At 66.2% G+C, this 22,060-nt stretch carries 8 protein-coding genes; 4 read left to right on the top strand and 4 right to left on the bottom strand.

The annotated features are described in order from the left end of the window. Positions 1-2: 2 nt before the first annotated feature. Together N805_RS01270 and N805_RS01265 are read right to left on the bottom strand one after the other, a co-directional pair. Positions 3-539: a (2Fe-2S)-binding protein gene (locus N805_RS01270; protein WP_016488319.1), complete on the bottom strand. Its 537-nt coding sequence runs from the start codon at positions 537-539 to the stop codon at positions 3-5. Next, positions 532-3,363 (bottom strand): xanthine dehydrogenase family protein molybdopterin-binding subunit, encoded by a 2,832-nt coding sequence (locus N805_RS01265; RefSeq protein WP_028613378.1) that lies wholly within the window; start codon positions 3,361-3,363, stop codon positions 532-534. The genes N805_RS01270 and N805_RS01265 overlap by 8 nt, the downstream gene beginning before the upstream one ends. 250 nt (positions 3,364-3,613) lie before the next feature. Here N805_RS01265 and dsbD point away from each other — a divergent pair, with 250 nt between their 5' ends. From dsbD to dsbG, 3 genes are read left to right on the top strand one after another with little or no spacing between them, the layout of a single operon-like run. Further along, positions 3,614-5,329 carry a protein-disulfide reductase DsbD gene (gene dsbD / locus N805_RS01260; protein ID WP_028613379.1) on the top strand — a complete coding sequence of 572 codons (1,716 nt, stop codon included), beginning with the start codon at positions 3,614-3,616 and terminating at the stop codon, positions 5,327-5,329. Continuing rightward, positions 5,329-6,165, top strand: coding sequence for a TlpA disulfide reductase family protein (locus tag N805_RS01255; protein WP_028613380.1), 837 nt, complete (start codon positions 5,329-5,331; stop codon positions 6,163-6,165). The genes dsbD and N805_RS01255 overlap by 1 nt, the downstream gene beginning before the upstream one ends. Before the next feature lies 1 nt (position 6,166). Beyond that, positions 6,167-6,925, top strand: coding sequence for a thiol:disulfide interchange protein DsbG (gene dsbG, locus N805_RS01250; protein WP_028613381.1), 759 nt, complete (start codon positions 6,167-6,169; stop codon positions 6,923-6,925). A gap of 138 nt (positions 6,926-7,063) precedes the next feature. Here dsbG and N805_RS01245 read toward each other — a convergent pair whose 3' ends face one another. Beyond that, positions 7,064-20,017: a non-ribosomal peptide synthetase gene (locus tag N805_RS01245; protein WP_028613382.1), complete on the bottom strand. Its 12,954-nt coding sequence runs from the start codon at positions 20,015-20,017 to the stop codon at positions 7,064-7,066. Between the two features lie 304 nt (positions 20,018-20,321). On the opposite strand from N805_RS01245, the gene N805_RS01240 reads away from it, so the two are divergent. Continuing rightward, positions 20,322-20,852 carry an RNA polymerase factor sigma-70 gene (locus N805_RS01240; RefSeq protein ID WP_028613383.1) on the top strand — a complete coding sequence of 177 codons (531 nt, stop codon included), beginning with the start codon at positions 20,322-20,324 and terminating at the stop codon, positions 20,850-20,852. Between the two features lie 146 nt (positions 20,853-20,998). Here the strand turns inward: N805_RS01240 and N805_RS01235 are convergent, their stop codons facing one another. Then, entirely contained in the window at positions 20,999-22,012 is a 1,014-nt protein-coding gene (locus N805_RS01235; protein ID WP_028613384.1) for a GNAT family N-acetyltransferase, read from the bottom strand. Positions 22,013-22,060 lie beyond the last annotated feature (48 nt).

Raw genomic sequence — 22,060 nt, 5'->3', positions numbered from 1 at the left:
GCTCAACCCTCCTTGACCAGGCCGAGGTCGTTGAGCACCTTGCGGGTGGCGTCGTAATAACGCACGTAGCCAGTGCAGCGGCAGATGTGGTGCCCGAGGCTGGCCTCGATGCGGTCTTCCACTTCGCTCTTTTTCAATGGCTGGCGCTGGGCGGTTTCCACCAGCACAGTAGCGGCGTTGACAAAGCCCGGCGCGCAGTAGCTGCACTGGAACGCGAACAGGTCGACGAACTTCTGCTGGATCGGGTTCAGCGTGAGGTTACCGGCCTCGTCCGGTTTGGCGTGACCCTCGATGGTGCGTACCTTCTTGCCCTCAAAGTAGTGGGCGCCGGTGATGCAGGTGCGCACTTCTTCGCTGGTGCCGTCGGGGTTGTCGACGATCACCACACAGGCATGGCAGATGCCCTGGCCACAGCCCAGGCGCGAGCCGGTGAGGTTCTGGTGTTCGTGCAGGTAGTCGATCATCGCCAGGTCAGCGGGGACCTCGACCGGGCCGACCGGTTGACCGTTGAGGGTCAGTTGCAGTGGACGGTTAGCCATTGAGGGCCTCCTTGATACGGGCTGGGGTGATGGGAAGGTCGCGCACGCGCTTGCCGATGGCATGGGCAACGGCATTGCCGATGGCCCCCACGACCGGGATCATCACCACTTCGGCGATGCCCTTGGACGGGTCGGTCGGTGACAGCGGCGGGAGGATTTCGCTGGTCTGCTGCCACACCGCCACGTCGCGCGCATGCGGCAGGCGGTAGCGGTTGAAGTTCCAGTCGCCCTCCCCGGGCCCGCCCTCGTACAACGGCATTTCTTCGGTCAGCGCGTGGCCGATGCCCATGGCAATACCGCCTTCTAGCTGGCCCTTGACCAGCTCCGGCACCAACACCCGGCCGCACTCGACCCAGCTGTGGTGGTTGAGCACCTGCACTTCATGGGTGCCCTTGTTGACCTTGATTTCAACGATGGTCGCCACGGGGCTGTAGTAGGTGACCATGGCGTTGTTCAGCTGGGTGTCGGGGTAGGCAGCGTTCTGCCGGTCGAGCAGGTGGTAACCGTGGCTGCTCATCTGCGCCTTCTTGGCGTTCACCGCGCCATCGCCGTATTTCACCGCCACGGCGTCAAGCGGGAAGCGCTCGCGCACGCCGTCGATGACGAAGTCAGCCTCGGCCCAGCTCCAGCGGTTGAAACCGTGGACACTGGCGCCGGTGACCAGGCCCATGTCGTGGGCCTTCTGTGCCAGCTGGGCGAACGGGATCGGCTGCAGGCCGTTACCGGTCAGCTCGCCGTTGACCCACACCGCGTTCTCGCGGCGCACCACCAGCGGGTTGGCCTGGCCGCCATGCGGGCCCTGGCGCCAGATGGCCATGGCCGCCGGCCACAGGCCGTGGTTGAACAGCACGCGCGCCGCTTCGCGGGTGGCGTGGCTGAAGTAGAAGGCCGAGTTGGTCGCCGACGAAGGCGACGCCAACTTGCCGACCCAGCGCGGGTTGCGCAGCGCGGCGTCCTGCTCGGGCTGGCTGATCAGGTACGGGTTGCCGCTGGTGCTCAGTTGCAGCTCTGGCCATTCGGTAACCGCAGTCCTGACCTCGTCAGCCGAGCGCCCCAGGAAGTCGCTGACCACCAGGGCCTGGGAGGTAGACATGCCGGTGCCCAGCTCGGTGCCGATGTGGCGCAGGCTGATGCGGCCGTCGCGGCTGAACTCGATGCTGGCCATGGGTGCCTCGGAGCCGGTGCCGAAGTCCTTTTGGCAAATCGCAAAGCCCACGCCGTACCAGTGGTCCTGGTCCTGCGCGTCCATCTGCTGCTTGCGCGCGTCGCGGTTGCGCCACCAGTCGTGCACGGCGGCCTTGTCGAGAATCTCGTACAGACGCAGCGCGCCCGCCGGGACCGCGCCCTGGGTGTTCTTCATGCCCGATTTCAGCGCGTTGGCACGACGCAGGTCGATGGCATCGACGCCCAGGCGGCCTGCGATCTCGTCCACCATCATCTCGGTGGCCGCCATGCTCTGCAAGGTGCCGTAGCCGCGCATGGAGCCGGCCTCGACACCGCGGGAATGGTAGGCGGTAACCGACAGGTCGTTCTGCGGCATGTAATAGATCGACTGCGCAGCAGTGGCGCCTACCGCTGCCACCGACGGGCTGTAGTTGATGCGCCCGCCGCCGTCGCAGCTCATGTCGGCGCGGAAGATCTTGAAGCTGTTGTCCTTCTTGTCGACGGCCAGCTGGTAGCGGATATCGAAGGCATGGCGCTTGATGCCGCTCTGGAACTGCTCGTAACGGTCGTTGGCCAGGCGGATCGGCACGCCGCCGCCATACAGCGCGGCCACGGCGGCGTAGAAGACGAAGATGTTGTTGTCTTTCGAGCCGTAGCCCACGGTGTAGCCCGGGTGCATGTTCAGCGTGTTCAGGGCGAAACGCGACGGCTTGATCATGTGCACGCATTCCTGCGCCACTTCGAACGGGCACTGGGTGGCAACCACGAAGTGCAGCGTGCCGCTGGCCGGGTCGTACCAGCCGTTGCCGTTGTCCGGCTCCAGCGCGGCGGGTTCGATGGACGGCGTCTTGTAGCGCTCGTCGAACACCAGCCAGTCCTCGGGCGGGTTGTCCAGCTGCCCGGCCATGCGATTGGCGTAGAACAGCCCCTGCTCGGTCAGGTCGCCGTGCTGGTTGGGCTGCTTCGACCATACCGGCTTGCGGTTGAGAATGGTTGGGAACAGCATGGAATTCTTCAGGCTGGAGAACTCATCGTCGTCGAACGGCGTGGCACCGCCCACCCGCACGAAGCGAAAACTGCCGTAAGGGTCGCGCTGGTACAGCGGCGCCTGGGCGCCGTAACGGATCGCCTGTTCGTTGAACTGCAGCTTGCGCTTGGCCTGGCGGAAGCGCTCGAAGTCGTGCCAGATCAGGATCGCCACCGGGTGGCCGATGAACATCGGCACCTTGCCGGGCGGCAGCAGCGGGTCGGGCGAATGCGCCTCCGGCCAGGCAATGCCGTCTTTCTCGAGATCGGCGGCGGTAACGATACGGTCAGGCTGCAGCTCGGCACCGAGCAGGCTGAGGTCGTGACCGGCATAGATACGGTCGGCCTTGGTCGCCTTGAGCAGCAGCGCATGGCCCTGCTGCGTGGGCCAGCCGGGCATGTCCTTGGCGCGGATATCGCGGGCGAACACCTTGTCTCCGCATACCTTGGACAAGGCATCGTTACGGAAGCGCGCCTTGCCGTCATGGTTCATCCACTTCTGCGGCGAGGTGGTGACGCGGTCCTCCATCAGGGCGGCGAATGCCTGGCTGCCGAGTGGCGCCATGGTCACGCCGACACCAGCTATCAGCCCGCCTTGCAAGAAGGCGCGCCGGGAAATATCACGGTTGGACATGCTTGATCCTCTGGGCAGTTGGGGGGCCTGCCCTATTTTGATTCTAGTGCTAGCGGGTAAAAGCTGACTTGTGCGTCAACTTTACAGGAAGTGTGTGGGGATTGGCAAAGTCAAGCCGACAATATGTCGCGGTGTGTCTGGGGTGATGGGTGGGATTGGGGTGGACTCGCAGACTCAAAACCAGCGTTAACCTTCATTTAATCAGCCCCAGCCAGCATGGCCCCATTCCTAGATCTGCCAAGGCGAAGACATGCGCGTCCTCCTGCTCTTCCTGACACTGCTTCTGGCCGGCCCGTTGCAGGCCAACCCGTTCGATGTAAAACCGGACTTCCTGCCGGTCGACCAGGCGTTTGTGCTTACCCACGACCGCCAGGCCGACGGGCAGATGCGCCTGTACTTCCAGATCAAGCAGGGCTACTACCTGTACCAGAAGCGCCTTAAGTTCGACGGTCTGCCTGCCGGGCAGCACCCGCAATTGCCGCCGGCGCTCAACCACCACGACGAATTCTTCGGTGACAGCGCGGTGTACCGCGACCAGCTCGAACTGCTGCTGCCGGCCAATGCCCAGGGCCAGTTGCGCCTGGGCTGGCAAGGCTGCGCCGACGCCGGCCTGTGCTACCCCCCGCAGACCACGCTAATTGACCTGGGCGGCAGTGTGGCACCCGCCGCCGAGCAAGCCAGCGACCAGGCCTTGGCCAGTGGCCTGCAACAGGGCCACCTGGCCTGGAGCCTGCTGGCGTTCTTCGGCCTTGGGCTGCTGCTGGCCTTTACCCCCTGCTCGCTCCCGATGCTGCCGATCCTTGCCGGGCTGGTGCTGGGCAATGGCGCCAGCGCCCGACGCGGCTGGCTGCTGGCCGGGGTGTATGTGCTGAGCATGGCACTGGTGTACGCCGCCCTGGGCGTGGTCGCCGCACTGCTGGGTGCCAGCCTGCAGGCCTGGCTGCAGCAACCCTGGCTGCTGGGCAGCCTGGCGGGGCTGTTCGTGCTGTTGGCCCTGCCTATGTTTGGCGCCTTCGAGCTGCAACTGCCTGCCGCCCTGCGCGACCGCCTTGACCGCGCCGGGCAAGGCACCCGTGGCGGCAACCTGTATGGCGCGGCGCTGCTCGGGGCGTTGTCCGGCCTGCTGCTGGGCCCGTGCATGACCGCGCCATTGGCCGGCGCGCTGCTGTACATCGCCCAGAGCGGCGACGTGCTGCAAGGGGCACTGGTGCTGTTCAGCCTGGGCCTGGGTATGGGCGTGCCGCTGCTGTTGCTGGTGACCCTGGGCAACCGTTACTTGCCGCGCCCGGGCGCCTGGATGGACCGGGTCAAGGGCGTGTTCGGCTTCGTGTTCCTGGCCATGGCGCTGTACACCGTGCGCAGCCTGTTGCCCGCCACGCTGCTGCTGGCACTGAGTGGCGGCTGGCTCATCGCCCTGGCCTGGGCCACCTGGCCAGCCCTGCAGCGCCTGCCAGCATTGCGCGCCGTACCGCTGCTGGGCGCCCTGTGGGGCGGCCTGTTGCTGGTAGGCGCCGCAGCAGGTGGCGATGACCTTTGGCAGCCGCTGCGCCCGTTCACCGGTGGTGGCGCCGCACCCGTTGCTGCCCAGCATGCCGAAGACAGCTTCGTCACGGTCAGCCGCCCCGAAGACCTGCAACGTGAACTGGATGCGGCCAAGGCCCGTGGCCAGTGGGTGATGCTCGACTACTATGCCGACTGGTGCGTGTCGTGCAAGGTCATGGAAAAACAGGTGTTCGCCCGCAGCGACGTGCAGGCCAACCTGGCCGGGGTGCACCTGTTACGCCTGGACGTGACCGCCGATAGTCAGGCCAGCAAAGCCCTGCTGCAGCGCTACCAGGTACCCGGCCCGCCCAGCATCATCTGGATCGGCCCGGAGGGCGACGAACGCCGCGCGCGGCGCATTACCGGTGAAGTGGATGCCGCCGCGTTCCAGCAACACTGGGCCCAGACCAGGAGCCAAGGCTGATGTTGACCGTAACCCTCGGGCCACTGACGATGGCGCTCAACCACCTGTTGATGCTCACCGCGCTGGTAATCGCCAGCGTGGTCGGCTGGTGGGTCGCCCGGCGTGGCGGCGAAAGCCCGGAATCGGCACTGTTCAACCTGTTCCTGATCGGCCTGCTGTGCGCCCGTGCCGGCTTCGTGCTGGCCTACTGGCCGATGTACCGCGATGAGCCGTTGCAGATCATCGACATCCGCGACGGTGGCTTCCTGCTCTGGTCAGGCCTTGCCGGCATCGTCCTTGGTGCGGTGTGGCAGGGCTGGCGTCAACCGGGCCTGCGCCGCCCGCTGGGCTGGGCATTGTTCAGCGGCGCGCTGTTCTGGGGCCTGGCCAGCTTCGGCGGACACTTGTACAGCAAAGGCACCGAGCTGCCTGAACTGAGCCTGCGCAACGCTGGCGGCCAATCGGTTGCGCTGCACAGCTACCGCGGCAAGCCATTGGTAATCAACATCTGGGCCACCTGGTGCCCGCCCTGCCGGCGCGAGATGCCCGTGCTGCAACAGGCGCAAAGCGACTACCCGCACGTGACCTTCCTGTTCGTCAACCAGGGCGAGACCCCGGAAAACGTCAGCACCTTCCTGGCCACTACCGGCCTGAGCCTGACCCACGTGCTGTTCGACGGCACCGGCCTGCTGGCCCAGCGCGTCGGTTCCATGGCCCTGCCTACCACCCTGTTCTATGACGCCAGCGGGCGGCTGGTCGGCAGCCACCTGGGCGAGCTGTCCCGGGCCAGCCTGCGCCACGCCCTGGAACCTTTCGACCGGGCCATTGCGCCCGCCCCTGCCGCACAAGGAAACTGACATGCGATTGACTGCACTGCTGCCCCTGTCCCTGGCCCTGCTGGCCTCCCCTGCCCTGCAGGCCGAAGAACTGCCCAAGGCAGTTCAGCAGCTGCAAGCCAAGGGCGCCGTGATCAAGGGCAGCTTCGATGCGCCCAACGGCCTGCGCGGTTATGCCGCCGAGTACCAGAACAACGCCCTGGCCCTGTACCTGACCCCTGACGGCAAGCACGTGCTGGTCGGCAGCCTGTTCGACGAACAAGGCAAGGACCTTAGCGCCGAGCCGCTGGAAAAGCTGGTGTATGGGCCGATGAGCAAGGCCATCTGGGCGAAGCTGGAGAAAACCGCCTGGATCGCCGACGGCAAGGCCGATGCGCCACGCAAGGTGTACCTGTTCAGCGACCCGAACTGCCCGTACTGCAACATGTTCTGGGAACAGGCGCGGCCGTGGGTGGAGTCGGGCAAGGTGCAGTTGCGCCATATCATGGTGGGCATCATCCGCGAGGACAGCCCGGGTAAATCGGCGGCCCTGCTGGCAGCGAAAGACCCGGCCAAGGCCCTGCAACAACATGAGAAAGCCGGTAAGGCCAGCACGCTGAAGGCACTGGAACAAGTGCCCGAGGCGGTGCAGCAGAAGCTGGCGGCCAACATGGCGTTGATGGAAGAGATGGGCTTGCAGGCGACCCCGGCGATTTTCTATCAGGATGAACAGGGCAACCTGCAAAGCCAGCAAGGGGCACCGCGGCCGGAAATGCTGGGCAAGATTCTCGGCAAGCGCTGAATAACAGGGTGCCTGCACTGGCCCCTTCGCGGGTAAACCCGCTCCCACAGGTACTGCGCCGCTCTCAAGGCCGGAGCAATACCTGTGGGAGCGGGTTTACCCGCGAAGGGGCCCGTACAGGCGCCCCATCCATTCAGATCACAACCCCTCGAGCTCGGCCATCAGGTCACTGAGCCGGTCGACCTTGTCGTCATCCAGCGCACTGCCCTGCAACCCCTGCACATACTCGGCCAGCTCCTCCACCGTGCTGCACTCGAACATCGCCCGCAGCGGCACGTTCAGTTGCAGCTGCTTCTGCACCCGCGAAGCGATCTGCGTGGCCAGCAGCGAATGCCCGCCCAGCTCGAAGAAGTTGTCGTGCACCCCCACTCGCTCGGCTTTCAGCACATCGCCCCAGATGCCCGCCAGCACTGCCTCCAGCTCATTGCGCGGCGCCTGATAGGCCTGGCTGTGCTGGCCACCGATGTCGATGGCCGGCAGCGCCTTGCGGTCGAGTTTGCCGTTGGCGTTGTGCGGCAGGCTGTCGAACCAGCCCCAGTGCAGCGGCACCATGTACTCCGGCAACTCGGCACGCAGGCGTTGCTTGATCTGCTCCAGCAATGCGCCATCGGCGGCGATACCCTGATGTACCACCAGGTAACCGACCAGATGCTTGCCGTTGGCGCCTTCCTGCACGCCCACGGCAGCGTCGCGAATCTCGGCCTGCTCGTGCAGACGGGCTTCAATCTCGCCAAGCTCGATGCGGTAGCCGCGAATCTTCACCTGGTGGTCGATGCGCCCGACGTACTCCAGCACACCGTCCGGGCGCTGCCGCGCCAGGTCACCGGTGCGGTACAGGCGCTCGCCCGGGGAGCCGTAAGGGTGAGGGATAAATGCCAGTGCGGTACGCACAGGGTCGCCCACATAGCCACGGCCGACGCCGGTGCCAGCCACACAGAGTTCACCCACCGCGCCCAGCGGCACCAGTGCCTGCTCTTCGCCGAACAGGTACAGGCGGTTGTTGTCGGTCGGCGTGCCGATCGGCAGGTAGCTGCCTTGGGTCGACGCGGCATCGACGCGGAAGAACGCCACGTCATCCGAGCACTCTGCCGGCCCGTAAGCGTTGACCAGGCCGATCTGCGGGTAACGCTGCAACCACTGCGCGGCCAGCTCCGGTGGCATGGCCTCGCCGGTCGGCAGCATCCAGCGCAGGCCGTCGAGGGCCTGGTGGTCGCTGGCCAACATGCCCTGGATCAGCGACGGCACACTTTCCAGCACGGTGATGCCGGTGGCCTGCACATGCGTCAGCAGGCCCTGCGGGTCATGGGCGATGGCATTCGGCACGATCTCTACCTTGGCGCCGAACAGCGGCGCGGCAAGGAACTGCCACACCGAAATGTCGAAGCTCTGCGAAGCAGTCTGGGCAATGACGTCCTGATTGCTCAACGCCAGATACGGCACCTTGCTCAACTGGTTGTTGAGCATGCCACGCTGCTCGACCATCACCCCTTTTGGCAGGCCGGTCGAGCCTGAGGTGTAGATCACATAGGCAAGGTTGTCCGGGCCACTGTGGATGCCTGGGTTGTGGCTGGCAACCTGGCTGGCCTGGGTGTCTTCCCACACCAGCAGCTGTGGCCGTACCGCAACGTCCAGCTCACCCAGCAACTGCCGGCCTTGCTCGGCACAGGCCGCGCTGCACACCAGCACCGGGGTACGGCTGAGCTGGATGATGCTTTGCAGGCGCGCAGCCGGCAGCCCCGGGTCCAGCGGCAGGTAGCCGGCGCCCGCCTTGAAGCTGCCGACGATCATGCCCAGCAGCGGTAGCCCACGCTCGGCCAGCAGCGCCACCGGCTGGTCCACCTTTACGCCGGCCGAGATCAAGGCGTGGCCCAGGCGGTTGGCCGCCAGGTTCAGCCCGGCGTAGTCGTAGGAGGCCTCCAGGCAGCGGGCCACAGTACGTTCAGGGTGCGCAGCCACCTGCGCTTCGAACTGCGCGATGTAGCTCTGCTCCAGCGGATAAGCCCGCTCGGTGCGGTTGCAGTCTTCCAGCAGGAAACGCTGTTCGTCTGCCCCCATCAGAGGCAGCGCGCTCACCTCCCCATCGAAGCCCTGCACCAGCGCCAGCAGCAGGCGCTTGAACTCGGCCAGCAGGCGCTCGACGGTCGGGTAATCAAAGTAACGCTGGTCGAACGACAGGTGCAGGCCCAGGTCATCACCCGGGTAGCACACCGCCGTCAAGGGGAAGTTGGTGTGGGTACGGCCCGAGTCGGAGCTGGCGTTCAGGTGCTGGGCATGGTCGAGCACGGCCGTTTCCACCGGCGCGTTCTCGAACACGAACAGGCTGTCGAACAGCGGCTGGCCCTTGGGCAACTCGCTGCACTCCTGGATCGCCACCAGCGGCAGGTACTCGTACTCGCGCAGTTCCATGTTGCTTTGCAGCAGGCTCTGCAACCACTGGCGCACACTGCAACGCTCACCCGATACGGGCAACTGCACACGCAGGGCAACACTGTTGATGAACAGGCCAACGGTGCGCTGCATCTGCGGCATGCTTACCGGGCGCCCGGCCACTGTCACGCCAAAGGCTACGTCGCGCTCGCCGCTGTAGCGTGCCAGCACCAAGGCCCAGGCCGCCTGGGCGAAGGTGTTGACGGTAAGCTGGTGGGCCTGGGCCAGTTCGCGCAGGCGCACGCCGTCACTTACCTCCAGGCGGGTGTAGCAATCGCCGACAACCATGCCGCTACCGGCGTGGTCATGGCGCAGCGGGCGGTCGCTGGGGATGGCCGTGGCGCGCTCGAAGCCGGCCAGGCTGGCCTGCCACCAGGCGCGTGCGTCGTCCAGGCCCTGGCGCTGCAACCAGCCGATGTAATCGCGGTAACGCGGCGGCACCGGCAACTGGGCCTGACGGCCTTCGCCGAGTGCCTGGTAGACCTCGAAGAAGTCGTTCATCAGCAGCGAGCGGCACCAGGCATCGATCAGGATGTGGTGGTTGCTCATCATGAACCAGTAGCGCTCGTCGGCCACGCGCACCAGGCGCAGGTGGAACGGTGCTTCACTGAGCAGGGCAAACCCGGCCTCGCGCTCCTGCTTGTGCAGGGCCTGCAGGCGCTGCTCCTGGGCCTCGTCAGCAAGGCCGCGCCAGTCCTGGTAGTCCACCGCGAGGTTGCCCGGTTTGTGGATGATCTGCAGCATCGCCTCGCCGCTGTTCCAGCTGAACGAGGCGCGCAACGCTTCGTGGCGCGCCACCACCGCCTGCCAGGCCTGGGCGAAACGTTCAGGGTCCAGGGCGCTGTTGATGCGGTAGCGGTCTTGCATGTAGTAGAGGCCGGTGCCCGGCTCCAGCAGGGTGTGCAGCAGCATGCCTTCCTGCATTGGCGTCAGCGGGTAGACGTCCTCGATCTGCGCAGCCGGTACCGGCAATGCGTCGATCTGCTCCTGGGTCAGGTGCGCCAGCGGGAAGTCCGACGGGGTGAAGCTGCCGTTGCCATCGGCCAGGCAATGCGCGACCAGCGCCAGCAGCTCCTGGCGATAGGCCTCGGCCAGGCGAGCGATGGTCTGCGGGTCATAGCGCTCGGCGCTGAAGGTCCAGCGCAGTTGCAAGGCGCCGCCATACACTTGGCCATCGACGCTCAGCCAGTTTGGCAGCGGTGCATCGAGGTCATGCGCCAGACCGGCCGGTGCCTCCAGCGGCTGGAACAGCGCCGCACTGTCGAACTGCTGGTCGAACTGACCCAGGTAGTTGAAGGTGATACGCGCCTGCGGCAAGGCTGCCATCTGTTCGCGCCAGGCCGGGTCGGCGAGGTAGCGCAGCACCCCGTAACCCAAGCCCTTGTGCGGCACCTGGCGCAGTTGTTCCTTGATGCGCTTGATCGAGCCGGCCCGCGCCGCCTCGTGTTCGCCTGCCAGCGGGCGCAGGCTCAGTGGATAGGCGTTGGTGAACCAGCCGACGCTGCGGGTCAGGTCCATGTCTTCGAACAGCCCGTCACGGCCGTGGCCTTCAAGCTGCACCAGCACTTCCTCATCGCCGCTCCAGCGGCACAGCGCCCGCGCCAGTGCAGTCAGCAGCAGGTCGTTGACCTGGGTGTGGTAGGCCGCCGGAGCCTGTTGCAGCAATTGCCGGGTCTGCTCCACGTCCAGGCCGATGGCCAGGGTATGGGCGTGGCGGTGCAGGTTGCCGCCCTGCGGGTGATCGCACGGCAGCTCGCGGCGCACGCCGCCCAGCTGGCCTTGCCACCAGTTCAGTTCGTCGCGCAGCGAATCGCTGCTGGCGTAGCTGGCCAGACGCGCAGCCCAGTCACCCATGGCATGGGTCTTGGCCGGCAGTGGCTGGCCACGGTAAAGCGCCTGAAGGTCTTCGAGCAGCACCCGCCAGGACACGCCATCGACCACCAGGTGATGGATCGCCAGCAACAGGCGCTGGCTGCCCTGCCCGTCACGCACCAGCAAGGCGCGCAGCAGCGGGCCCTGCTGCAGGTCGAGGCTGCGCTGCAGGTCGGTGTACAGCGCCTGGCAATCCGCGAAGTCGGCAACACTGGCGGTCCACAGCAGTTGCTCGGCGGCAGGCTGCGCGTATTGTGCCTGCCAGCGGCCCAGGGCCTCGCTGAAACGCAGGCGCAGGCTGTCGTGATGCTGCACCAGCGCAGTCAATGCCTGCTCCAGCGCGGCTTCATCCAGCGGTTGGCGCGCCTGAAGCAGTACCGCCTGGTTCCAGTGCTGTGGCTGCGGCACTTCACTGTCGAAGAACCAGTGCTGGATCGGTGTCAGCCCGGTCTGGCCCTGGCGCAGCCCCTGCTCCACCGTACTCGCGGCTTCGCTGTGCTGAACAACAGCCGCCAGGGTCTGGATGGTCTGGTGCTGGAACAGGTCGCGCGGGGTGAATTGCAAGCCGGCCTGACGAGCCCGGCTGACTACCTGGATCGACAGGATCGAGTCGCCGCCCAGTTCGAAGAAGTTGTCCTGTACACCAACCCGGGCAACGTTGAGCACGTCGCGCCAGATCTGCGCCAGTTGCGTTTCCACCTCGTTGCCGGGGGCCTGGTATTGTTGACGCGCTTGTTCCAGGTCCGGCAGCGGCAGCGCACGGCGGTCGAGCTTGCCGTTACCCATCAGCGGTAGGCTGTCGAGCAGCACCAGGTGCGCAGGCACCATGTAGTCCGGCAGGTGCTGGCGGGCATCGGCCTTCACTGCTTCACGCAGCTGGCTTTGCGCCTCGCTGCCAGCCATGGCCTGCTTGCACACCAGGTAGCCCACCAGTTGCTTGCCGCCCGGTAGATCCAAGGCCAGCACCACGGCCTCGTCGACATCGGCATGGGCCTGCAAGCGGCTCTCGATCTCGCCCAGTTCGATGCGGAAACCGCGAATTTTCACCTGCTGGTCGGCACGGCCGACGTACTCGACCAGGCCGTCAGTGCCCAGGCGCACCAGGTCGCCCGTGCGATACAAGCGGCCCCCTTCGGTGCTGAACGGGTCAGCGACGAATCGCTCGGCGCTCAGGCCCGGCCGGTCGTGATAACCCTGAGCCAGGCCGGCTCCGCCGACATACAGCTCACCAATGCCACCTTGCGGCAGCAGGGCAAGGTCTTCGTCGAGGATGTAGGCCGAGCGGCTACCGATGACATGGCCAATCGGCACACTGCCAAGGTCCGCAGGCAACACCTCTGGCGCCAGGCAGGCCAGCGGCATGACCACGGTTTCGGTCGGGCCGTAGGCGTTGAAGAACTGCTGCGGCGCAAAAGCCTGGCGAATACGCTGCAGGTGCTCGCCGGTCAGCGCTTCGCCACCGGTGATCACCAGGCGTACTGGCAGTTGCTCGCCCTGCCCGCCCAGGTACTGCGCCAGCTGGCTGCCGTAGCTGGGGGTAAAGCCCAAAATGCTCACCTGCTGCTCGCGCACCAGCTGGCAGATGTCCTCGGCGCCCCACTGCCCCTGGGCGCGCACCACCACGCGGGCACCGCACAGCAACGGCACCCACAGGCGCTCGCTGGCAGCGTCGAAGTTGATCGAATAGAAATGCAGCTCGCAATCATCGCTGCGCATGCCGAACGCGGCGATGACCGCTTGGCAGTGCATGGCGAACTCACCATGGCTGACCACCACGCCCTTGGGCTTGCCGGTGGAGCCGGAGGTGTAGATCAGGTACGCCTGATGCTGCGGCAGGTTGAGGTTGTCCAGCGGCGCATCGCTGTAGGCCGACAGGCTGGCGGCATCGTCCTCCAGGCTCCAGCGTGCCACGCCCTCGGGCAGCTCGCCCAGGGTTTGCAACAGCTCACGCTGGCTGAGCAGCAGGCCGATGCGGCTGTCTTCGATCATGTAGCGCAAGCGGTCGAGCGGGTACTCGGGGTCGAGCGGCACGTAGGCGCCGCCGGCCTTGAGGATGGCCAGCAGGCCGACGACCATTTCCAGCGAGCGCTCCAGCGCCAGGCCCACGCGCACCTGCGGGCCGACGCCACGCTCGCGCAGGGCGCGGGCCAGGCGGTTGGCCCGCTGATCGAGTTCGGCGTAAGTCATGTGCTGGCCAGCGAAGGTCAGCGCGCCAGCCTGTGGTGTGCGCGCCGCCTGGGCGGCGAACAGGCCGTGCAGGGTCTGGTCGAGGTCGAAGTCGTGCTCGCCCTGCAACTGGCCCGCCAGCACCTGCTGCTCCGCACCGCTCAGCATCGGCAGCTCGCACAGGCGCTGCTGCGGGTTGTCCAGCAAGCCGACCAGCAGGTGCTGCCAGTGCTCGGCCATGCGCGCTATGCGCGGTTCGTCGAACAGGTCGCGGCTGTAGGTCAGGCAGCAACCCAGGCGGCCGTCGAGGTCGGTTACCTCCAGGTACAGGTCGAACTTGGTGGCACTGGCGTCGTTGACCAGGTAATCCACCTGCATGCCGGCCAGTGTGCGGCTTTGCTGGAAGGCCCAGCGCTGCACGTTGCACATCACCTGGAACAGCGGGTTGTAAGCGCTGCTGCGCGGCGGTTGCAACGCCTCCACCAACTGGTCGAACGGCAGGTCTTGGTGCGACTGGCCTTCGATGGCGGCCTGGCGCATCTGCTCCAGCAGCGCGTTGGCGGTCATCTGGCCATCCAGCTCGCAGCGCAGCACCTGGGTATTGAGGAAGGCGCCGATCAGGCCTTCGCTTTCCGGGCGGATGCGGTTGGCCACCGGCGCGCCGATGCGCAGGTCGCGCTGGCCGCTGTAGCGGTGCAGCAAGGCGGCCAGTGTGGCGGTCATGGTCATGAACAGGGTCAGGCCGCGCTGGCTGTTGAAAGCATGCACGCGGGCCACCAGCGCCGGGTCGAGTTCAAAGCGGTACAGCTCGCCGCGGTGGCTCTGTACTGCCGGGCGCGGGCGGTCGGCAGGCAACGCCAGCACCGGGTGCTCGTCGCCCAGGCGGTCCTTCCAGTAGGCCAGTTGACGCGCGCCCTCGCCGCTTTCCAGCCATTGCCGTTGCCACACGCTGTAGTCCAGGTACTGCACCGGCAGCGGCGCCAGCGGCGACTCGCGGTCATCGACAAAGGCTTCGTACAGCTCGCCCAGTTCGCGGGCGAAGATGTCCATGGCCCAGCCTTCGGTCACGATGTGGTGCAGGGTCAGCACGAAGAAGTGCTCGCGCTCGTCAGCCTTGACCAGGCAGGCGCGCAGCAGCGGGCCGCGCTCCAGGTCGAATGGCTGGTGCGCCTGGTCGTCGGCCAGTTGTTGCAGGCGTTGCTGGCGGGCGTCGATCGGCAAGGCGCTGAAGTCTTGCCAATCAAGGTGCAGGCCGCTGTCTTCGGCCACGCACTGATACGGCACGCCGTCGATGCTGGGGAAGGTGGTGCGCAGGGTTTCATGGCGCACGATCAGCGCCTGCAGCGCACGCTCGAAAGCGTCCACATGCAGGGTGCCGCGCAGGCGTGCCATGCCGCCGACGTTGTACGCCGGGCTGTCCGGCTCCATTTGCCAGAGGAACCACATACGCTGCTGCGAATACGACAGCGGCACCGCCTGACGGCGGTCAACGCGGGCAATTGCGCCTTGCAGGTTGCGCTGGCCGGCGGCGCGTATGCGTGCGATCTCGGCACAGAAGGCGCCCAGTTCGCTGGCTTCGAACAGCACCTTGAGCGGCAGCTCGACATCGCAGGCCTGGCGGCTGCGCGAGACGATCTGCGTGGCCAGCAGCGAGTGCCCGCCCAAGGCGAAGAAGTCGTCCTGCAGGCCGACGCGCGGCAGGTTCAGCACCTCGCGCCAGATGGCGGCAACCTGTTGCTGCAACTCGGTGTGTGGCTCGACATGTTCGCGTTGCTGCCACACCGGGGCCGGCAGTGCCTTGCGGTCGACCTTGCCGCTGGGGCCCAGCGGCAGCTGTGCCAACGGGATGAGCTGGGCCGGCACCATGTACGCGGGCAGTTGCTCAGCCAGCACGGCCAGGACTTCGGCTGGCTGCGCAGTGCCACTGTAGTAACCCACCAGCTGCGCACCAACGGCGTCCTTGTGGATCAGCACCAGCGCCTGTTCAACACCCGGCTGTGCCAACAGGCAGGCCTGTACTTCTTCTGGCTCGACGCGGAAACCCCGCACCTTTACCTGCTGGTCGAGGCGACCGAGGTATTCCAGGGCCTCAAGCTGCACCTGCCAGCGGGCGCGGTCGCCACTGCGGTACAGGCGCTCGCCATGGCCGTCGGCCTGGGGCACGAAGCGCTCGGCGGTAAGACCCGGACGGCCCAGGTAGCCACGGGCCAGGCCCGTGCCACCCAGGTACAGCTCGCCTGGGACGCCTGGCGCGGCCAGTTCAAGCTCATCGTCCAGCACACGGCACAGCACATTGCCCAACGGGCGGCCGATGGGCGAGCGCTCGCCGTCCGCCGCCTGGCAGTGCCAGTGGGTGACGTTGATGGCGGTTTCGGTCGGGCCATAGCGGTTGTGCAGTTGCACCTGCGGCAGCACTTGCAGCACGCGGTCACGCAGCGCCGCAGGCAATGCTTCGCCACCGGAGAACAACCGGCGCAGGCTGCTGCAGGCGCCCGCCTGCGGCTCCTGGACAAACACCTGCAACAGTGGCGGCACGAAGTGCAGCGTGGTCACGCCATGGGCTTGCACCAGCGCGGCAATGCGTTGCGGGTCACGGTGCTCACCGGGGCCGGCGAGTACCAGCTTGCAGCCGGTTACCAGTGGCCAGAAGCACTCCCACACCGACACATCGAAGCTGATCGGCGCCTTCTGCATCAGCACGTCGCTGTCATTCAGCCCATAGGTCGCCTGCATCCATTGCAAGCGCTCGGCTAGCGCCGCATGGGTATTGCCCACGCCCTTGGGCTGGCCGGTGGAGCCGGAGGTGTAGATCACGTAGGCCAGGTTGTCGCCGTGCAGGTGCAGGCCGGGGGCATGGCTAGGCCAGCTGTCCAGGTGCAACTGGTCGAGGGCAATGGCGCTGACGCCGTCGACTTGCGGCAGCTTGCCCAGCAGGCTGCTGTGGCTCAGCAGCAGGCCGGCGTTGCAGTCGGCCAGCATGTAGGCCAGGCGTTCGGCCGGGTAGTCGACGTCCAGCGGCACGTAGGCGCCGCCGGCCTTGAGGATAGCCAGCAGGCCCACCAGCAACTGTGGCGAACGCTCGATGGCAATGGCTACGCGGGTGTCGGGGCCGACGCCTTTGTCGCGCAGGTAATGGGCCAGGCGGTTGGCCTGCTGGTGCAGTTCGGCGTAGTCGAGGCTACCGCCGTCCCAGGCCAGCGCGGTGCGTTGCGGGGTCCGGCGGGCCTGTTCGTTGAGCTGTTCGACCAGCAGGCATGGCGGCGCGGCAGCCGGTGCCCGGCCCCAGCCCAGCAGTTGCGCGCGGCCGGGCTCGTCCAGCAATTGCACTTCGCCCAGCGGCCGCTGCGGCGCGGCGCACACCTGTTCAAGCAGCGCCAGCAGGTGATGGGCCAGACGTTTGACGGTGCTGGCTTCGAACAGCTCCGCAGCGTAGTCGAAGGCCAGGCTCAGGCGACCCTGATGGTCTTCTTCACTGTGCAGCTGAAGGTCGAACTTGGCTTCGCGGCTGTGCCACGGCAGCTCCTCCGCCAACAGCCCCGGCAGGCGGCGAAGCGCCGACAAGTCGCGTTGCTGGTGGTTGAACATGACCTGGAACAAGCCTTGCTCACGGGCGTCAGGCAGGGCTTCGACCAGCTGTTCGTACGGCAGGTCCTGGTTAGCCTGCGCCGCAAGGGTGGCGTGGCGCACCTGGGCCAGCAGCTGCGTGAATGGCAGGCGGCCATCAAGCTGTGCGCGCAATACCTGGGTATTGATGAAGAAGCCGACCATGCCTTGGGCTTCCAGGCGCGGGCGGTTGGCGTTGGGCACACCGACACGGATGTCAGCCTGGCCGCTGTAGCGGTGCAGCAGCGCCTGCCAGCCGGCCAGCAGGACCATGAACAGGCTGGCCTGCTGTTCGCGGGCCAGGCCCTTGAGTGCTTCGGCAAGCTTGGCAGGCACCTTGAGGTTGAACCGCTCAGCGCTGTACTCGCGCTGACTGGCGCGGGGGTGGTCGGTGCACAGGTCGAGCACCGGCAGTTCATCGCCCAACTGTGCTTTCCAGTACTGCAGTTGGCGCTCGGCTTCACCGGCGGCCAGCCATTGTCGCTGCCAGGTGCCGTAGTCGGCGTAACCCAGGGTCAGCGGCGCCAGGCTGGCCTCCAGCCCCTGGCAGCGGGCCGCGTAAAGCTTGGCGAATTCATCCAGCAGGATGTTCAGCGACCAGCCGTCAGCGACGATGTGGTGCAGGGTCACCCATAGCTGATGGTCTTCGTCGTCCAGGCGTGCCAGGGTCACCCGCAGCAACGGGCCCTGGGTCAGGTCGAACGGCTGACGGGCCTCGGCTTCACGCTCGGCCCTGACCTGCTCGGGGGTTTGGCCTTCGAGGTTCAGGCGGTGCAGGCTGAACGGCTGTTGCGCCAAGATGCGTTGCAGGGCCTGGCCGTTTTCTTCGCTGAATACGGTGCGCAGGGATTCGTGGCGCGCCACCAGCGCCTGGAAGGCGGCTTCCAGGGCGCTTTCGTCCAGCTCGCCGCGCAGCTGCAGGCCGGCCGGGATGTTGTAGGCGGCCGATTCTGGCTGCAACTGCCACATCAGCCACAAGCGGTTTTGCGCCAGCGACTGGGGCAACGCCTGGGCGCGTTCCAGCGTTGCGATGATGGCGGTGCCGGCTGCGCCTTCAGCGATGATCGACGCCACGGCGTTACTGTAATCAGCCAGCACTGGCACTTCGAACAGGGTGCGCAGGCTCAGGTTGATGCCCAGTTCATCGGCCAGGCGTGCGGTGGCCTGGGTGGCGGCGATGGAGTTGCCGCCCAGCAGCAGGAAGTGGTCATCTGCTGCAACCGCCTCTAGCTTGAGGATGTCGCGCCACACGGCGGCGATGCGTGTTTGCAGTTCATCGCCAGCAGCCGCGCTTGCAGCGGCTTCGCTCACATCAGGGAAGCGGGCGTAGCAGTCCAGGCTGCCATCGTCCATGCGCAGGCGGCAGGCCGAGCGCTGCAGCTTGCCACTGGAGGTCTTGGGCAGCGCGCCCGGGTTCAGCAACAGGACCACAGCCGGGGCCTGGCGGCAGGCGTCGGCGATCACCTGGCGCAGGGTTTTGATCAGGTCCTGGGGTTTGATTGCCTTTTGCACGTTGCGGCTGATCTCCACCGCCACGCCGATGCCCTCCTCGCCCTGCTGCTCGACGGCAAACACTGCCACCCGGCCTTTGCGCAGCACCTCGACCTCGCGTTCGAGGGTTTTTTCCAGGTCCTGCGGGTACAGGTTCTGGCCCCGTACGATCAGCATGTCTTTCAGGCGCCCGGTGACGAACACCTCACCCTCGCGCATGAAGCCCAGGTCGCCGGTGCGCAGCCAGGTCTGGCCGTCCATTTCAACGAAGGTGCGGGCACTGGCTTCGGGGTTGCGCCAGTAACCCAAGGCGATGCTCGGGCCACCGGCCCATATTTCGCCGACCTGGTTGTCGCCCAGCACCTGCAAGTGCTGCGGCTCGACGACACGTACCGCGTGACCGGGCTGCGGGTAGCCGCAGCTCATCAGCACGCTGCCTTTGCCCGGCTCGGCACGGTTGGCGGCGAAGGCTTCGGCGTCCAGTTCCAGCGCGGCGATGCCCTGGCCGCGGCGGCTGCCGCTGACGAACAGGGTGGCTTCGGCCAGGCCGTAGCTGGCGAAGAAGCTCTGCCGGTCGAAGCCGCTGGCCTGGAACTTGTCGGCGAACGTCGCCAGGCTGTCCTGGCGGATCGGCTCGGAGCCGGAATAAGCCACGCGCCAGCGGCTCAGGTCGAGCCCGGCCAACGAGGCCTCGCTAACCCGCTCGCTACACAGGCGGTAAGCAAAGTCGGGGCCACCGCTGATGGTGCCGCCATATTCGCTGATGGCCTGCAACCAGCGCTGCGGCCGGGCCAGGAAGTAACCCGGCGACATCAGCACGCACGGCACGCCGCTGAAGATGGGCTGCAACAGGCCGCCAATCAGGCCCATGTCGTGGTACAGGGGCAACCAACTGACGATCACATCGTCGGGGTTGAGGTCGATACCGAAGCCTTGGCGGATCAACTGCTCGTTGGCCACCAGGTTGCCGTGGCTGACCTGCACGCCCTTGGGCAGCGCGGTGGAGCCAGAGGTGTACTGCAGGAAGGCGATGTCATCACCTTTGAGCACGGGCTCGCGCCAGTTCGCGGCCAGCGCCGGGTCCAGGCTGTCCACCGCCAGCAGTTCTGGGCCGTTGTCCGCCGCCAGCGCTTCCAGGCCTTGCAGGCTGCCGTGCAACGCCGCGACCGTCAGCAGCAGGCGCGGCTCGGCATCGTCGATGATCGACAGCAAGCGCTCCTGATGGTGCTGGCGCGCAGACTCCGGCGGGTAAGCCGGTACCGCGATCACCCCGGCATACAGGCAACCGAAGAACGCCGCCACGTAGTCCGGACCACTGGGGAACAACAAGATCGCACGGTCGCCGAAGCCTGCACGGGCCTGCAATGCAGCGGCGATGGTGCGTGCACGCTGGTCGAGGTCCCGGTAGCTGAGCACCGCCTGCTCGCCAGGGGCGTCGGCAAGAAAGCGCAAGGCGATCTTGTCCGGGGTCTGCGCGGCGCGGTGCGCCAGTGCCTGGACCAGCGAGAGCGGGAGTTCGAAGGCGTCCGTCATGGGGTGTTCCTGCCAGTGTCTGGTTGGGGCGGGCCGGCTGCTGCGCAAACGTGGGCGGCAGCGCACGGGGGCCGGATGTACACAGGGGAACGGATGGGCAGAGGAAGAAATTAAAGCGCATTGCGCGGATGCAGAGGGGGCAGAAGGTGAAGCGTTTCACACGCCTGGCCTTAGACCGAAATATCTATATACTAATTACGTTTCGCATTTGACAATCATTATCATTATGAATAGCTTGTCGCACGTCGTAGGAAGCTTCCCAGTCCAGGGGGCCTCCTTTCCCCTCTGTGACAAGGTGATTTCCATGGCGGAACAACTATCCACAAGTAAGTGCGATTCACCATTACTGCAGGCATTCGTCGACAACCGCAGCATCTTGGTCAAGATCGCTGCCCGCATCACCGGTTGCCGCTCGCGCGCTGAAGATGTGGTGCAGGATGCCTTCTTCCGGCTCAGCGCCGCCCCGCAGATCACCTCGTCGTTCAAGGCGCAGCTCAGCTACCTGTTCCAGATCGTGCGCAACCTGGCGATCGACCACTACCGCAAGCAGGCGATGGAACTGAAGTACTCCGGCAGCGAGGAGGAAGGCCTGAACGTGGTCATCCAGAACGCCTCGCCCGAAGCCACTCACATCAACCTCGCCGCGCTGGATGACATTGCCCAGGCGCTGAACGAACTGCCGCAGCGTACCCGCTATGCGTTCGAAATGTACCGCCTGCATGGCGTGCCACAGAAAGACATCGCCAAGGAGCTGGGCGTGTCGCCGACACTGGTCAACTTCATGATCCGCGATGCGCTGGTGCATTGCCGCAAGACGGCCAACCGGCAGGCCTAAGGCTTCAGGTTCGCGCCTATAGGGCTGCTGCGCAGCCCATCGCCGGCAAGCCAGCTCCCACCTCGACCGCATCAACCTCAGGCCAGGCGCTATCCCTTGTGGGAGCCGGCTTGCCGGCGATGGGCCGCAAAGCGGCCCCTTGGGACTCAAGCCAGCTTGCAGCGATCGAAAAACCGCTCCCGCCCCAGAATCATCAGCGCCGCACGCTTGTGCGGGAAGTCGAACTCCTTGTCGCAATGGAAGCACTGGTCGTGCATGTAGCCGATCATCTTGCCGTTGTCGGCACGTGGCTCGGCCACCACCCGCTGGGTGCGCGGATCATCCAGGAACAGGTAATGCACCAGCGCCGATAGCCAGCTGGCCACCTTGTGCGGCCCGCGATGGCTCTCCTCCCCTACCAGCATGTGGATGCCGCGGTCGTAGTCATCGGCCGGGTAGAACGGCGCAATGCGGTCTTCCTTGGCCCAGTACGCCTCGAAGTAGGCAAACGGCTCATCGTCAAAGCAGCCGATCAGTGTCAGGGTATGCGGGTCGGCCTCGAGCTTGGCCAGGTACTCGCGGTGTTGCGCCAGCGTGCCGCCCTCCTGCCAGAACGCCTCCACCCGCGGGTTGTTCTGCCAGCGGTTGAAGCGCTCCAGGTCGTGTTCGATCTCCAGCGGGCGCAGCGACACCCAGCTACCCAGGCGCGCATCGAAGCGCCGGTAAACCTCACCACGGGGCTTGGGCGCGCGGCGCGGGTGGCGCTTGCCGTTGCTGATCTGCATCTGCTGTGGGTACACCGCGGCCAGCGCATCGCCCAGCCATGGCTGTGGCAGCTGCCAGAACAGCGCCCGCTCGCACAGATACTGGCCAGGCTGCTCAGCCACCAGCAGCAAGCCACTGGCCAGCGCCTGCGGCTGTACCTCGGGCAAGTGCCAGACCAGGCGCTGACAGGCCGTGTCACGGGACAACAACCAATAGCAGGCCGACCACAAGGCTTGATAAGGGCGCTCGGCACACAGACGGTCAAGGTGAACGTGCAGGGTAGCGCCCGCCTCCAGGCGCACCTGGATCAGTGGGCGAGCTTCGAGGGTGAGGCTTAGCCAACTGTCACCCTCCTCGGCACTGAGGCTGCGCCAGCGTGGCGGTGACAGGGGCTGCGAAGCGGCATCGAACGGCATGGGCTGGACTCACGAAAATGAAGAAAAGGCTCACTGCTGAGAACGCTG

Origin of the sequence: Pseudomonas putida S13.1.2, assembly GCF_000498395.2 — a bacterium.
In the GTDB taxonomy this organism is placed as follows: domain Bacteria; phylum Pseudomonadota; class Gammaproteobacteria; order Pseudomonadales; family Pseudomonadaceae; genus Aquipseudomonas; species Aquipseudomonas putida_Q.
The sequence above is the reverse complement of the archived record's forward strand: the minus strand, read 5'-3'. Positions and strand labels throughout refer to the sequence as shown.